The organism is Faecalibacter sp. (assembly GCF_057177045.1).
Genome location: NZ_CM169987.1, coordinates 1530990 through 1546950 on the forward strand (window position 1 = coordinate 1530990; position 15961 = coordinate 1546950).

Annotated in this window: 17 protein-coding genes; 5 read left to right on the plus strand and 12 right to left on the minus strand. The window is 32.4% G+C overall.

The features are described 5' to 3' along the window. Window positions 1–25: 25 nt before the first annotated feature. Window positions 26–1060 carry a GyrI-like domain-containing protein gene (locus AC1QSP_RS07040; protein WP_484078120.1) on the minus strand — a complete coding sequence of 345 codons (1035 nt, stop codon included), beginning with the start codon at window positions 1058–1060 and terminating at the stop codon, window positions 26–28. A 107-nt stretch (window positions 1061–1167) separates the two neighbouring features. Between AC1QSP_RS07040 and AC1QSP_RS07045 the strand changes: the two genes are divergently transcribed. Both AC1QSP_RS07045 and gdhA read left to right on the plus strand, forming a co-directional pair. Next, window positions 1168–1752 (plus strand): DUF937 domain-containing protein, encoded by a 585-nt coding sequence (locus tag AC1QSP_RS07045; protein WP_484078121.1) that lies wholly within the window; start codon window positions 1168–1170, stop codon window positions 1750–1752. Window positions 1753–1949: 197 nt separating this feature from the next. Beyond that, window positions 1950–3299, plus strand: a complete 1350-nt coding sequence (gdhA, locus tag AC1QSP_RS07050) for an NADP-specific glutamate dehydrogenase (protein WP_484078122.1) — start codon at window positions 1950–1952, stop codon at window positions 3297–3299. A 58-nt stretch (window positions 3300–3357) separates the two neighbouring features. Here the strand turns inward: gdhA and AC1QSP_RS07055 are convergent, their stop codons facing one another. Together AC1QSP_RS07055 and AC1QSP_RS07060 are read right to left on the minus strand one after the other, a co-directional pair. After that, complete coding sequence (locus AC1QSP_RS07055; protein WP_484078123.1) at window positions 3358–4479, minus strand: tetratricopeptide repeat protein; 1122 nt, start codon at window positions 4477–4479, stop codon at window positions 3358–3360. Continuing rightward, window positions 4476–5948 carry a helix-turn-helix domain-containing protein gene (locus AC1QSP_RS07060; protein WP_484078124.1) on the minus strand — a complete coding sequence of 491 codons (1473 nt, stop codon included), beginning with the start codon at window positions 5946–5948 and terminating at the stop codon, window positions 4476–4478. Before AC1QSP_RS07060 ends, AC1QSP_RS07055 begins: the two co-directional genes overlap by 4 nt. A 56-nt stretch (window positions 5949–6004) precedes the next feature. Here AC1QSP_RS07060 and AC1QSP_RS07065 point away from each other — a divergent pair, with 56 nt between their 5' ends. Next, window positions 6005–6556: a hypothetical protein gene (locus AC1QSP_RS07065; protein WP_484078125.1), complete on the plus strand. Its 552-nt coding sequence runs from the start codon at window positions 6005–6007 to the stop codon at window positions 6554–6556. Window positions 6557–6755: 199 nt separating this feature from the next. Then, window positions 6756–7145 (plus strand): T9SS type A sorting domain-containing protein, encoded by a 390-nt coding sequence (locus AC1QSP_RS07070; protein WP_484078126.1) that lies wholly within the window; start codon window positions 6756–6758, stop codon window positions 7143–7145. Window positions 7146–7188: 43 nt separating this feature from the next. Here the strand turns inward: AC1QSP_RS07070 and AC1QSP_RS07075 are convergent, their stop codons facing one another. From AC1QSP_RS07075 to AC1QSP_RS07115, 9 genes are all read right to left on the minus strand, one after another. Next, window positions 7189–7662 (minus strand): DUF4252 domain-containing protein, encoded by a 474-nt coding sequence (locus AC1QSP_RS07075; RefSeq protein WP_484078127.1) that lies wholly within the window; start codon window positions 7660–7662, stop codon window positions 7189–7191. Between the two features lie 11 nt (window positions 7663–7673). Continuing rightward, on the minus strand, window positions 7674–8312 hold the full coding sequence (locus tag AC1QSP_RS07080; protein ID WP_484078128.1) for a hypothetical protein: 639 nt from the start codon (window positions 8310–8312) through the stop codon (window positions 7674–7676). Continuing rightward, window positions 8263–8793, minus strand: a complete 531-nt coding sequence (locus tag AC1QSP_RS07085) for an RNA polymerase sigma factor (protein ID WP_484078129.1) — start codon at window positions 8791–8793, stop codon at window positions 8263–8265. The genes AC1QSP_RS07080 and AC1QSP_RS07085 overlap by 50 nt, the downstream gene beginning before the upstream one ends. A 35-nt stretch (window positions 8794–8828) precedes the next feature. Then, window positions 8829–9317 carry a DUF4252 domain-containing protein gene (locus AC1QSP_RS07090; RefSeq protein ID WP_484078130.1) on the minus strand — a complete coding sequence of 163 codons (489 nt, stop codon included), beginning with the start codon at window positions 9315–9317 and terminating at the stop codon, window positions 8829–8831. A gap of 7 nt (window positions 9318–9324) precedes the next feature. Beyond that, entirely contained in the window at window positions 9325–9810 is a 486-nt protein-coding gene (locus AC1QSP_RS07095; protein ID WP_484078131.1) for a DUF4252 domain-containing protein, read from the minus strand. Window positions 9811–9969: 159 nt separating this feature from the next. After that, entirely contained in the window at window positions 9970–10731 is a 762-nt protein-coding gene (locus AC1QSP_RS07100; protein WP_484078132.1) for an SDR family NAD(P)-dependent oxidoreductase, read from the minus strand. A gap of 1 nt (window position 10732) precedes the next feature. Then, complete coding sequence (locus tag AC1QSP_RS07105) at window positions 10733–13546, minus strand: hypothetical protein (RefSeq protein ID WP_484078133.1); 2814 nt, start codon at window positions 13544–13546, stop codon at window positions 10733–10735. 78 nt (window positions 13547–13624) lie between these two features. Then, window positions 13625–14254 (minus strand): carbonic anhydrase, encoded by a 630-nt coding sequence (locus AC1QSP_RS07110; RefSeq protein WP_484078134.1) that lies wholly within the window; start codon window positions 14252–14254, stop codon window positions 13625–13627. Window positions 14255–14260: 6 nt separating this feature from the next. Beyond that, window positions 14261–14539, minus strand: a complete 279-nt coding sequence (locus AC1QSP_RS07115; protein ID WP_484078135.1) for a GNAT family N-acetyltransferase — start codon at window positions 14537–14539, stop codon at window positions 14261–14263. Window positions 14540–14822: 283 nt separating this feature from the next. Here AC1QSP_RS07115 and dnaN point away from each other — a divergent pair, with 283 nt between their 5' ends. Then, window positions 14823–15941 carry a DNA polymerase III subunit beta gene (dnaN, locus tag AC1QSP_RS07120; RefSeq protein WP_484078136.1) on the plus strand — a complete coding sequence of 373 codons (1119 nt, stop codon included), beginning with the start codon at window positions 14823–14825 and terminating at the stop codon, window positions 15939–15941. The last annotated feature ends 20 nt before the right edge of the window (window positions 15942–15961 follow it).

Genomic DNA, 15961 nt, shown 5'->3' on the forward strand with positions numbered 1-15961 from the left:
GTGGCTCTTAATTCTTTAAATTATATTAATCTTTCTTAATTGGAATATAAATTCTTGACTTTAATTGAAGCGTATCAGTTTCTTTCGGATCATTCAACAACACTTCTATTTCACGTTCAGTTAAGTTAATTTTTTTACTTGATGCGTATTTTTTCATTAACTCAATTGTCTTTTTCTTTTGAGAACGTGGTCCCTGGTGTAAGGATAAAAGATATTCACCTTCTGGTACAATCACTCGTTGCATAGATCCTTTTAAGGATAAATCTTCGATGATTCCAATACCTGCGAAAATGGTTTGGCGGTCTTTTTCTCGATCAATCTCTGTACGATAAATTTTAGGAAATCCTAAATCAAAATCAAATGTCCCTTCTTCGTTGACCAATGCTTTGTAGATAACTTCGAATGCTTCATCTGCTTTTTTCATATAATCGTCATCGTTATCAATTTTTGAAAACTTTTTAACAGCGATTAATATTTGTTTTGGAAGTTTTACAATTCGATATTCCCCATAAATTAAATTACCTTCTTTGCGTTCTTTATCTAAACGCACTTTGATTTGGTCATTAAATAATTGAATGGATTCTTCCACTTTTTTCATCGGTGAATTGAAAAAAGTAAAATAGCGGTAAAAATAAGGTACTTCCTGGCTTAGATAATGAACATCCACTTTGGTTGTTCCTGAAGGTGTTTGATCAAACATAAAACTCATTTGATCTTCTTCCCCCCAACCTTCATATTTGATGTTATAATTAATTGATTTATTAATATCAGAATCTTTCATGGTAATTTTTCCATTTCCTACCGAAGAGGAATGACTTTTCCATTCCACAGCTTCTTCTTCCTCATCTCCTCCAAAAAATTTCTTTTGAGTCAGCGAATCTGCAGCAGTAAATTGTTCCCACTTGGAGAACTCTCTTAAATCTGAAAATTCATCATATACTAGTCCAATAGGAGCTTCAATTTCATACGATGCTTTTTCATCAATTTGATTTGGTAAAAAAAACGGAATGGCTACAAAAACCATTATTAAAAAAACTAATACAATATTAATTTGCTTCATTCAATCATTATATGAGACAAAATTAAGATTAAGTAACTACTTTATCAATCAATTGGCTTTAATTTAAAAATTATTTCTTATTTTTAAGACAACATATATCAAAATCTATGGATTTAACATCACTATTACAAGGGCCAATTGGTCAACAAATTATAGGATCTACGACACAACAATTAGGAATTAATCAGTCGCAAGCACAGACTGCAGTGGGTGCAGCAATCCCCGTACTTCTAGCCGCGCTAAATAAGAATGCGCAAAATGGTGATGCTGCAGGAATTGCAAATGCCTTAAACAAGCATGATGGAAGCATATTAGATAATTTAGCTGGATTTTTAAATCAAGGCAATGCTCAACAAGAAGGTTTAGGAATTTTAGGACATGTATTAGGAAATAAACAAGAGAATGTCGCGAATCAAATTGGAAAAGAATCGGGATTAAACACAGGTCAAGTACTAAAAATTTTAGCCATTGTTGCACCTATTGTTATGGGATTTTTAGGAAAACAAAAACAACAAAATAATTTAGATTCAAACAGAATTGCTGGTTTATTAGGTGGTTTAGTTGGAGGTTCAAATCCAGCATCTGGTGGAATAAACTTAGGAGGATTTGAAAAATTATTAGACCAAGACGGAGATGGAAAATTAGGTGCATCTGATGTTATGGGATTATTAGGAGGATTTTTTAAGAAATAATATAAAAAGAAATCATCATATTGAATGCGAGTTGATAACAACTCGCATTTTTTTTACCTCAAAATTTTAAAGTTGACAATCAATTGCATCAAAAAACTTAAAATCAATAAATTTTATCGCATTCTATTGGTTTTAAAACGGATCATATTCAATAAAACTTAGTGTTTTATTAAATTTAGCCTACACATTAACAAAACATGAACACAATCGCATTTACTGAACAATTTATTCAACACATTGCTGCAAAAAATCCTCACGAAACCGAATTTATACAAGCCGTTACCGAAGTTGCAGAAAACATTCTTCCATTTATTGAAGAGAACCCTAAATATAAAAAACATAAGATATTAGAACGTATAACGGAGCCAGAACGAATAATTCAATTTCGTGTGACTTGGGTTGATGATCAAGGGGAAATTCAGATTAACAAAGGATATCGTGTCCAAATGAATTCTGCAATTGGTCCTTATAAAGGAGGATTGCGTTTTCATCCGACTGTTAATTTATCCATCTTAAAATTTTTAGCTTTTGAACAAGTGTTCAAAAACTCTTTAACGACATTACCTATGGGTGGTGGCAAAGGTGGTTCTGATTTTGATCCTAAAGGAAAATCGGATATGGAGATTATGCGTTTTTGTCAAGCGTTTATGACCGAATTGAGTAAACATATAGGTGCAGACACTGATGTCCCTGCTGGTGATATTGGAGTAGGCGGAAGAGAGATCGGATATCTTTTTGGTCAATATAAAAAATTACAAAATGAATTTACGGGTGTTTTAACCGGTAAAAGTTTAACTTTTGGAGGTTCCTTAATACGTCCCGAAGCTACAGGATATGGATTACTATATTTTGTGGAGTGTATGTTGAAAGAAAGAGGAGAAACATTATATGATAAATTGGTTGCTATCTCAGGCTCTGGAAACGTCGCACAATATGCCGCGGAAAAAACAATTGCCATGGGTGGTAAAGTGATTACGATGTCTGATTCTTCTGGATTTATTTATGATTATGACGGAATTGATGATGAAAAACTAAAAGTCATTTTCAAGATTAAAAATGAGGCCTATGGTCGAATTTCAGATTATTTAAACTATTATCCGAATGCTGAATTTTTTCCTCATGAAACCCCTTGGAAAATTGGATGTGATATTGCTTTACCTTGTGCTACGCAAAATGAATTAACACTAGAAGATGCGATAACACTTCATCAAAATGGGTGTCTATTGGTTGCTGAAGGGGCCAATATGCCGACTACACCTGATGCTGTTCATTATTTCATACAAAATAACATTTTATACGCTCCTGGAAAAGCTTCTAATGCTGGTGGAGTAGCAACTTCAGGATTAGAAATGTCTCAAAATTCCATGCGCCAAAATTGGACAAGAGAACAAGTGGATCAGTGCTTAAGAGATATCATGATGAAAATACATGACCAATGCAAGCAATATGGTCGTGATGAAAATAACCCAAACATAAACTACTATAAAGGCTCTAACATCGCTGGCTTTGTTAAAGTAGCCGATGCTATGATTGCTCAAGGTATTTAGTTTGTTCATTTTATTAATTCTTTTATAAGATGAGCTTTTTTAAGCTCATCTTTTTTTTTTAGGTCTGAGCCATTTTTTGAATTTGACTTAGGATGCGGTTATTTTCTTTCTTTGTTCGAAAAATCATAAAGCCCAAACCCATCATACAGGCACATCCAATGGTGATCATTAGAATCAAAGCTAATTTGCTCGACTTTTCTTCTGCTTCGATTTCTTGCTTATAATAATCGATTTGATTATCAATTTCACTATTAATGGATTCCAACTCATTCTGCTGACGTTCAAATCGAGTCTGCACATATTTTTTATTGTACAATTGATATTCTTCGAACTGATCCAAAGCCAAATAATTATTTGAAAATCCTTTAAAAATCCCTTCATTTAAAACCAAATCCCCTACAGGTTCAGCAAGAATTTCAGCCTTTTTCAAAACTACAAGGGCTTCACTAAAATTCTCTTCTCGAAAATATGTTTCCGCTAAACCTTTCAAAGCAAATGCTTCTAAACTATTCGCTTTCGCCAAACGAGCATAGGCTATCGATTCTTCGAATGCTTGCTTGGCTTCTCTCACATCATTTTTCTCGAAATAGGTATATCCCATATTGTATAAAATAACACTAAGATTTGCTTTGGCTGAAATCTTATTTTTTATTTTCTGATAATTTTCTTTGGCTTGTATAAATTTTTCCAATGCCATTTCTGGACTGGATTGACTTCTGTAAATCATCCCTCGAATGGCATAAACATTCCCTAACAAATGAATTTTAGATTCTGAGTTATCAGGTATATCATTACTTAATTTTTCAGCTTCATTCAACATATCAAAACTCTTAGTAAATAAATCCATTTGTTGATATAGTACCGCAATAGAAACTAAAATTTGCATCTTTATTCGAGGATTCTCGATATCGGTTAAAAGCTGTTGTCCTTTGTTCATAAACTTGAGCGAAGAATCAAAATCTCTTTTGGCAATGTATGCCGTAGAAATCTGCCAATACAATTCTGCTTGATCTTCTACCCCATTGTATTTTTTCAACAATTTTGTGAATACCGAAATACTTTCAGAAGGATCTTTATAAATCTTCGAAACGGCATTTTGATACACTGAATCCTTTTTTATCGCTTGACTAAAACATAAGCTATATAAAATAATTCCTATTAATATTAATAATTGCTTCATTTTTTCATGGATTTCGTTAATTGTTGGATATAAGCATTAGGCGAAATTCCGGTCAACGATTTGAACACCGTAGTAAAAGTACTGTGAGAGGTGAATCCTGCCACTTCGGCTAAATAACTCACCTTATAATTCAAATAAGAAGGTTCTGTTTTCAACAAATAGGCAATGTGATTTACTCTTAATTCATTGATATAAGCACTAATTTTTTTTCCTTTATAGGTATTTATAACTTCCGACAAATATTTGGTATTGGTTTCCAGTTGTCCTGCTAAAAGAGCCAACGACATGTCTTTGTTTAAATAACGATCTGATTTTTCAAAAGTCTTTAATTTTAGTAATAGATCTTTTTCTGTTTCTTTGGAAATGATTACTTTACTTTTTTCCCTTTTATCTTCAATTGGCAAAAGATCAGGATCCAATTCTGATGTCTTTAAACGAAAATATTCCTCCTGCTTTGAAAAAAATTCCAATTGCTTCTGAAAATCTTTTTTTCGGTTTCTTAGATGAATAAAAATCAATAGCAACAAAAGGATAAAAAGTAATAGAATCGAAAATACTATCCATTGATACTTCACATATTTTTGTTGAATAAAGTATTTGTTTTTCTGTTCATTCGTTTCTGTAAGCTTTAATAAATAACGGATTCCTTCCTTGGAGTTATTTATTAAATTTTGATCTAACGTTTCAAATTGTTTTTGATGCAAACGATAATTTTGAAAATCTCCTTTTGCCAAATAATTTTTAGATAATCCTTGATGGATTTTAGATTTTAAATACAAGTATTCCGATGATAGAATCGCTTGGGAAGCCTCTTTCAATAACGATATACTTTCTTGATGATTTCCTTCGATAAAATACACTCGAGATAAACGCTCTTTAGCAAGGGCATGTAAGAATATCGCGTGAGGAAATTGATCCAAATCCTGAATCAATTGTAGCAAAATTGTTTTGGCTTTTTGATAATCTTTTAATTGAATATAATTTCCACTGATAAATACTTTATTCTCAAATTTTAAAATTTCGTTTTCGTGGGTGTATTTCAATAAATTTTGATTTACATATTCAAAGATTTCATTGGAAGCCTTATATTTTTTTAGCACCCCCAGATTGATTCCATGCAATTGATACACTTTTGCAATAGTCACCTGTTCTATAAAATCACGAGAATGTTGCTCATGCTGTTGAATGATGCGATTGATTAATTTTTCGGATTGATGATATAAACCTAAGTTTTGATATTGCTCCGACAAGGCATAATCTAAAAACAATTGAGAAAAACGAGTGGGATGACCGCTATCTGCCTCTAATTTTTCATTATCCAATGACATTCGTATGGATTGGACATAATTTCCTTTTAGAGCATACGCTTGTGCAATAATGTTTTGAAGTATAATTCGATATTCTGATCGCTGTTCATTGATTAAAAAACCTTGGGTATAGGCAATACAGTCTTCTGGATTTTCATACATCTTCTGTATACTTTTATCCAAAATCAATATAAAATCTTCTCTATTTTCTGCTTGTAATGGTAAAGCACATAAAAATAAGAGCAGCACACCAATTATTACAACATATCGGTACATTAGCTGTGAATACATTAGCTGGTCAAACCTTAGTATCAGAAGATAATGATAAGGTGTACGCTTATATGACCAATCCTGAAACAAATAATAATACAGCAGCTATTTATACCATATCAACAGGAACGTGGACATTTTTACAAGATTTAGGAGGAGCAATGGACAATAGTGCCACTTCTCCGTGGGGAATTAGCAAAGATGGGAACCATTTGGTTGGTTTAGGAAATTTAGCCGATGGACGTGCTCATGCAGTTCGTTGGAATGCTGCTGGTGAAATTACAGATATAGGAAGTACAGTTGAAGGAAGATATTCGCGTGCAAATGCCGTTAACAATGATGGAACTGTAGTTGTTGGATGGCAAGATGATACTACTGGTTTTCGTCAAGGAGCGATTTGGATCAATGGAAATCAAACGATTTTAACCGATAATGATGGAAATGGTTTAGGTGAAGCTGGTGCGGTTTCAGGAGATGGTTCAGTCGTTGTTGGTGCTTAAGGATTTTATCCATATGTATGGACTGCGAATTCATTTACAACGATTACACATCCACAATCAGGAAACTTCTTTAGAGGTGGAGCGACAGGGATCACTGAAGATGGATCAACAGTCATTGGATATTTTAGAGGTTGGCCAGGTGGACCTCATTTTGGAGAAGGATTTATTTGGACTGCTGAAACTGGAAGACAAGAATTGAATGAATATAGGAATTGATACACAAGGGTATGTTTTAGCTCTACCGTTAAGCATTTCTCCGGATGGGACTAAAATTGTTGGTATTGCTCGTGGTACAGATAATGGTCAATATGGATTTTATGTTGAATTAACTGACTATTTAAATACTTCTGATCAAACGAATGTGACAAATTCATTAAAAATATACCCTAATCCGGTTTCGGATGTTTTATCGATCGAAGGATTAAATGGTAAGGCTACGATTGACATTACCAATATGATTGGTCAAAAAATAAAATCAGAAGAAACAACTTCTGGAAAAATTAATGTACAAAATCTTCCAAAAGGAAACTACATTATCACGATAAAGGATGGTCATCAAACAACTAACCATAAATTTATCAAAAAGTAATCTTTGTGTAAAAAGTGAAAGCTCGGTTTATGCCGAGCTTTTTTTATTCTTTAGAAGAAATCATATTATTTAAATCTTCTGCTTTTATTTCACCATCCAGAATGATATAAAGTAATTCATCGCTGGTACTAATATTTAACATTAAGTTATTAAAGATATCTGATGAAGCTTGATCTGCATAAAATCTTACCCGATTCCCTTCATTATTAATCGTCATTAACTCTTCCAATTTTAAATTTTTAAAATCTGAAATTAATTTTTCTTTGATTTTCGTATTTTTTTGTCCATCATATATAATCATTTGGATTGAATTCATTTTTTTAAACAAGGGGGTCATTTTTTTTATATCTTCATCTAAATCCATATTTCCTAAAAAGCTAAACATTGCCTTGTTGATTTTGATGGTCGTAATTCCCTCTTGATTTTCAAAATCATTATAAAATTGATGAAATTTGTTTTGTTGGGCATTACTCATCGTAGAGATGATTAATACCATTAGGTAAATATATTTTTTCATGTTTATTTTTTTTATAATTCAATGGAAAGATGCTTTAATTGATGTACGGCATCATTTCCTTTATTTAAATTTTTAGCTAAAAGTTTTAAAGTTTCTATTGCGATTTCTTCTGCTTGTTCTTCATCCGTTATCACTTCTCCATTCACAACAACTAATTCTTGTTCATTCGACGGAAGAATAGTACGTTCTTTATTTTTATAATCCAACGATTCAATATTCTTTGTCTTTTTAGGAGCGGCTACCATATGATTTTCTATTTCTGATGCAGGATTAGAATTCATCTCTTGATCGATTTGCTCTTGCTCATGAATTTTTAACTGATGTTCAACCACTTCTACCATAGGTTTGTTTTGTAATTTTTCTTCAGAATGTAAAGCCGCAATTGAACCTAATACAATTAATCCACACGCTGCAATTCCGCTCCAAATTTTCCACTTTATCCTCTTTGGTTTTAGCGCGTATTCATTGATGGAGACTTGTTTTTTTTGTTCTGCACCTAGAAGAAAATCTTCAAACGAAAGATTCATCGTAATTTCCCTTTCCTCTTTCAAAACCTCATCATAAGAAAATTGGTTAAGTTCATCCAAGGTTTCATCAAATTCATTTTGATGCATTGATGGATGTGGTACGTTTGATTTCTTTTCTTTCATTTTTAAAGAATATTTCAAGTTGTTCTTTTATTTTTTTTCTTGCTCGGGTGAGATTAACGCGGACAGCTCCTTCTTCTATCTCTAATACTTCAGCGATTTCTTTCAAATCATAATCTTCTACATCTTTTAGATGAATCACCATTCGTTGCTTTTCGGGCAACTGATTAATGAATTTTAGAATAATAGGTTTTAAATCCTCTACCCGATGTTCTGTCGTTAATTGTGTTTCCTGCGATTGTTTATAACTTTCTCTTCTATCATGTCTTCGTATTCGCGTAATGCATTCGTTATTCACCATTCGCATGGCATAAGCCTCAATATTTTGTATGTCACTCAGTTCTATACGTTTTTCCCAGAGCTTCACTAAAATATCTTGAACCACATCAAAGGCTTCATCTTCACTCACTAGAATCCGCCTCGCCAATCGAAACAATTTATCCTTGAGGATAAAAACTGTATTTTTGAAACTTTCTTGGTCCATATCAGGTATGTTAATGATTGAATTTGGATCAAGAATTATTCTGCGATCAAACCAGTTATTAATTCTTCTGAAAATTTTCCCTTCACATCGATAAAAACATTTTCTCCTTGTTGATCTTCTACACGAATCATCAATCGATTTAACCCTTTATCCTCTTTTCTAGCATGAATTTTTATCTGGTCTCCTTCATGATTAACACTTAAAAATTCTTCCATATTATTTGCCTCTAAATAATCATTAAAATCATTTCGTAAATTTTCAGATGCATTCGCAACAGTAAGAATTCTAGCTTTTTTTATATTTTTTACGAACGCAATAACTTCTTTGGACTCACCCTCCTTTTTGAGTGTACGAATAATGAACGGTTTTGCCAATCCCGTTGGTAAATTAACCGCGACAAAAGAAGATTCATTGCGCAATTGCTGACTCGCCACAAAATCCATATTGGATTTGTGAAGAGATACACATCCTACAAAAGTTAGTGCTATAGCAATACAGGTCCATAAATAGATAAAATATTTCATGTCGAAATTATTTTGTTTTTAAAAGAATCGATTTCTGTATATCCTCTTTCTTAAGGTTACCTTTAATAACCATATACACTGTTTCTGTTGGAGTTGAAACATCCATTAAAAGATTTTTATACTGACTTGCTTTCGCATTCTCTGTATAAAACTTGACTTTATTTCCATCTTTATTGATGGTCATTAATTCTTCTAACTTGACCGCTTTCAGAGTATTCTTTAAATCATCGTGAATTTTTTTATTCGTGTTTTTATCTACGACAATCAATTTCACATGTTCTATATTTTTTGTAAAATCATTAAAATCCTTCAAGTCTTTTGAAGACATTTTAGATTCGTTGGATTTCAGACTTTGAAGCATCGATTTGTTGATGTGAAGTGTAGTAATGCCTTTTTTATTTTCTAATTGTTTGAATAATTGATCAAACTTGTTCATTTGTGCTTGTAATGTTGTTGCAAATACAAATGCAAAGAAGAATATTATCTTTTTCATATCGTGTGTGTTTTTAAAGTTGTTCATTTTTATTCGGTTGCAACCTTATACTATAAAGACTCTTAACTTGATCAATTGTTACATCAAAATGAAAAAAAAAATTCTACAAAAAAAAAGCCTCTTCAAAAGAGGCTTTAAACACTATTCTAATATTAAAAATTAATCTAATTTCTTGAAAAATGCAGTCCCCCCTGCTTGTGCACGTGGAAAAATAGTGACATCTGCAATTTGTACATGTTGAGGTGCATTTAATGCATATGCAATGGTATCTGCAATATCTTCAGCAACTAGAGGTTCAAACCCTTTGTAGACGTTCGCTGATTTTTCTTCATCGCCTTTAAAACGTACCAAAGAAAATTCCGTTTCCACGGCCCCAGGAGCGACATTTGTAACTTTTACACCATATGGTAATAAATCATAGCGCATTCCTTTGCTCAATGACTCAACAGCCGCTTTTGATGCACAATAAGTTGCTCCATTGGTGTATACTTCTTTCCCTGCAATTGAAGATAGATTGACTATATGTCCATTCTTAGATTGTTTAATAAAAGGAATTACGGCTTTAGAAACATGTATTAACCCCTTCACATTAATATCAATCATGGCTTCTAAATCATCTAAATCCGCAGCATCAAAAGTTGCTAAACCATGAGCGTTTCCTGCATTATTAATTAAAACATCAATCGTTTGCCAAGCTTCAGGTAAGCTTTCGATAGCGGCAAAAACGTTCGCTTTATCGCGTACATCAAAAACCAAGGTTATCACTTCCGTTATTGGACTTAATTCTTTTTGCAAATCATCCAAACGTTCCTGTCTTCTACCACATAAAATTAAACGATAATCTGGGGCTAATTTTTTGGCTGTAGCCATTCCAATCCCTGATGATGCTCCAGTAATCAAGGCGGTTCTTTTTGTATTCATTTTAGATAATGAGTATTGTTTCTTTTAGTCCATCTAAGATACAAGCTAAAAAGAAATTAAAAAACGATTTTTGTTGGTCTCGCTCAATATTTTCCACTTTTGCCTGTTTGGAATTTCCTTTTGTATTTTTACTCACCAACACATTTCCTAATGCAGATAAGACTTTTCTTTTTTCACCATTATCTTTTAAAATATTTACCTTTAAATCATTGTAACGAATCGTAAAATCTCCTCCTGCATTATTATTATTTCCTGCAAAATTGAAATTAATTTCATTAAAACGCCCCTCCGCTGAAACTTTTAGATAAGGCTTTAAAAAAGGATCCATATTTTTTGCAGGCATATTTTTAATATAACCTTTAATTCTAAAATTCTCGTTTCGATTCATGGGATTAAAAGACCAATTGGCATACATATCTCCTCCCATGAAATGAGATTTCCAATCTAACACTACATCAGGTAACGAAGACTTTTTATATCCTGAATTCACGTTTTTTGCCACCGCATTAATATTTGGGAAAGTCAGTTTTCCTGCTCCATTGCTATTGGGACCTTCTTCCTCATATTCTAATTTAGAACGTACAATATTCAACTGCTTTACTCCTAAACCAAATTGCATTTTTCTTAATTTTTCGGAAAACATGGATTTACGTGAAATGTCATCTGCAGGTACTTTGCTTCTATAGATATTTGCATGCATTTGATCCAAAATCATGTTTGATGCATTTAAATAAAAATCTTTGGATTGATCAATTCCCCATTGAATCCCATTCCCTTTTATTTGTTGCACATTTACCGTATAAATATCTTCTTCTTTCTTCAATTGAGAAACATAAGCTGAACGCGATAGTTTAGGCTTCAAAAGAAGTTTATTGACGATTAAATTTCCATTCTTAAATTCTAATGTAGACGTATTTAATTGATAATATTTATTCATATCAAAATCAATTCCTTGAGATTTTAGTACTACACCATCATAAACAAAAGGAATAGAATTTTTAATGGTTTTAGGATCCACTTTTAGATTGGCAAATCCTAAATTAAAGGACTTTAAAGTAAAATTAGGTTTTTGACTTCCAAATGGTACCATTTGCAGCACACCATTTTTGATGGACGTATTTTTCACTTTGATAATATCATGAAATGATTTTTCCTGTTTAATACTTCCTCTTTGTGCCACACGCTTGGGTTGACCAAATAATGTAAATTTTGGATTATTAATTATTAAGTGATTGACGTTGAGCTGCTCACCATATTTATTTTTTAGTCCCAAAAGGCTTACATCCACATGATTGAAATCAAATTTGTTTGCTGCCAAAAAACGTGACTTTTTAATGCGGATGGTATCAATTTGCAAATCAAAATTGATTAAAAATTTTTGAGCTGCAGCTTCAGCTTTTTGAGCAACTTGACGTTCATTTTTCTGATTCAATAATTTAACATTAACCTCATCTAACTTAATGGCACTGGTTTTAAAATAAAATTGTTGATTATTAAATCCCCATTCATTATTAGATAAACGAAGTATGGGAGCTTCTATATCCAATAAAGTATTGGATGAGGTAAGGTTGTTCACAAATTGTTGATTACTGATTAAAGGTTTCATCTTAAAATCCTTCAAAACAAAATCCTTTGTTGTAAAATTCAAATGGGATGCACGTACATATTGCATCTCATTTAATTCATAGTACATGGAATCCAATTTGATTTTAAATGTTTTATAATCAATTGGAATTTCAGATGTTCGTGTTAATTCGTTTAATTTAATTCCTTCAATCACTGTCTGAACATTCTGAATATAGAATTTAGCACGAGAAGCATCCGGATGCCACATCTTGATTTTACCGTTGTCAATTTCAATTTTTTTAATATCAATCAATTGTGCATCCTTCGTATTCACTTTTATTTTTTGCTTGGGAGCTTTATTTACTTTTGCAGCTGTAATGATATTAATGTTAGGTGCTGTAAATTTTAATCCATCTGCTTTAAAATACAATTTATCATTCTGATCGAATCCCCAATCGGTATTATTCAAAAGCAATTGAGGCGCTTCAATATCAAAGATATCAGAATCATAAGTGTTGGGGAGATACGTTTTTCCTTGGGTACGAATCGGCTTGAGGCGATAATCTTTTAATAATAATTCTTTATCATTAAATTTCACTTGACTGGATACCATGTATTGGTGATCATTTAATTTAAAGAACATACTATCCACCTTGATTTCGAATTTATCGAAACGAAAAGGAATCTTTTTTTCTACTGTTCGCTCATTAAATCGAATGCCATCAAAATCGATGTTGATATTCTGTATTTTTGCTACCTTATGTTTTCCATCACTGGTCAACATATTAAATTGACCTCCTTTGATTACTAAAGAGTTAACATCAATACTTTGCCCCACTTTTACTTGGGTTGTATCTTTCGTTTTAGGACCATCCGATTCAAAAAGATTGACCGTCGGCTCAATGATTTTAATTTTTAAAGCGGCTAATTCCTTTTTGGTTAATAACTTGATAAAATTCACACCTACAATGTCTATCTCTTTGACTTTTCCTGTGACATCAATGGAATCTTTTATCATGGTCGAGTCTTTTGGAGAAACTTCAACATCACGCAAAGCGAGCGAACCATTTAAAAGCGAGAAACTCAGATCATCGTACGTAAAATGATAAGGAGTATCATTTTTCTCTGCAATAATTGCAGGAAGTTTTTGATTGATTAGTGAAGTAATAATTATACTTAAAATAAAAAGTATCGCAAGGACAGAACCCAATACGATACTCGTTATTTTTATCCATTTCTTTTGAAACATAGTTGAATAATCGGTTTTAGCTTGGTGCAAAACACACAACAAATTTTAAACCAAATGTTTATGTTTCTAATCAAATCTTTATTCTGTAATGTCGTAGATTTCTTTGATATTTTTTAAGATTTTATCAAAATCTAAATTGAGATCGATTAATTTTCCTGTAAATAAATCAAAAACCCATCCATGGACGACTAACCCTTCATTTAACATTGCACGTTGAACGAACGGGTTTTTAACCACATTGACACATTGTTCTTGCACATTTAATTCGACTAAACGATTGTAGCGCATGCCTTCATTTTCGATGGCATTTAATTCGTCGGCGTGCAAACGGTATACATCACGAATATTACGCAACCAAGGATTCATAATTCCTAAATCTTTAGGTATCATCGCTGATTTAATCCCTCCACAATTGTAATGTCCACATACGACAATATGTTTCACTTTAAGATGCTCTACGGCATAATCCAAAACTGATGTGGTGTTTAAATCTAAACTGATGACCATATTGGCAATGTTTCGATGAACAAAAACCTCTCCTGGTTCTGCACCTAATAATTCTTCAGCTGTTACACGGCTATCCGAACATCCAATGTATAAAACTTCTGGATTTTGACCAGCAGATAATTGATCAAAATACGCCGGATTCTGAGCCAATCGCTTATCAATCCACGATTTATTGTGCTCAAATACTTTTTCTAAATTCATATAATTTTAGACTATATCTTGCACCTCAGGGTGACGACCAATATACACACTAACATACGAACAGAAAGGTCTTATTTTTAGTTGATGTTCGCGGGCATATTCCACCGCTTTTAACACCAATTTTTCCGCTAGTCCTTGCCCTCTCAAGCTCGGATTAACGCCTGTATGATTGATAATCATTTCTTGATCACGTTGAAGAAAAGTCAATTCACCAACCGCAAAATTCTGATCATCCATCAATTCAAACACTCCATTATTTCCATTCATTTTTAACTCAATTTTCATAGGATTTGATTCTTAATTTCGATTTCCAATGAAGTTAAATGATATATTGATACTAACCACCAAAAGGCATGTTAAAATTTCTATTTGCATAACAAATTTAGGGTAGGATTTTTAAAAAATCTCCTCAATTTTGAATGAATTTTCATTGAAAAACACATTTATTTAACAATTTGAATTTCATTATGTTAATAAATCGTTATATAAATAATGTATAGCAAGCCATTTTATTCGTGTGATATTTCTTACATTTGTTAGATCTATTTAGGAAAAATATTCTTCTCATATGAAATTTATTGTATCAAGCAACACGCTATTAAAAAATGTTAACTTAATCGGTGGTGTGATCAATTCAAATAACACGTTACCAATTCTTGATAATTTTTTATTTGAATTAGACGGAAACCAATTAACAATTACCGGTTCGGATTTAGAAACTACAATTTCTACAACTCTTGAAGTTGAATCGAACGACAGTGGTAAAATTGCCATTCCATCTAAGATCTTAACTGATACGTTAAAAACTTTCCCTGCTCAGCCTTTAACGTTTATCCAAAAAGAAGGAAATACATTAGAGATTGTTTCTGAACAAGGAAATTACCAATTAGCATTTGAAGATGCGAACGAATATCCACAGACTCCAGATATTGAAGATGCAAGCAACACTACAGTAAGTGCAAGCATTTTATCTGAAGCGATCTTAAAAACAATTTTTGCGACTGGAAACGACGAATTACGCCCAATTATGACAGGTGTATTTTTCCAAGCCGATCAAGATATTTTCCGTTTTGTTGCAACTGATGCACATCGTTTAGTTAAATACACACGTACAGGGCTAGAAAACGCTGGATCTTCAGAATACATTATGCCGAAGAAACCTTTGAATTTATTAAAGAACATTTTAGGAGGAAATAATGATGATGTAACAATTGAGTATAACAAAACAAATACTCGTTTTTCTTTTCAAAACATCGTTTTAACATGTCGTTTAATCGATGGTAAATATCCAAATTACGAAGCGGTAATTCCTAAAGAGAATCCAAACGTCTTAACAATCAACAGAAACTTATTCTTAACATCGTTAAAACGTGTGGCAATTTTCTCTAACAAAACAACAAATCAAGTACGTTTAAAATTAGTTGGTAACTCATTAACAATTTCTGCAGAAGACGTAGACTTCGCTAACAAAGCCGAAGAACGTTTACCTTGCGATTACAACGGAACAGACTTACAAATTGGTTTTAACTCTCGTTTCTTAATCGAGATGTTAAACAACTTACAATCGGATGAAATTACATTAGAAATGTCTGAACCAAATCGTGCCGGAATCATCAAACCAGTAGATGGTTTAGAAGAAGGTGAAGAAATCTTAATGTTAGTTATGCCCGTAATGTTAAACGCATAATCAAACAGATAAAAATTTAT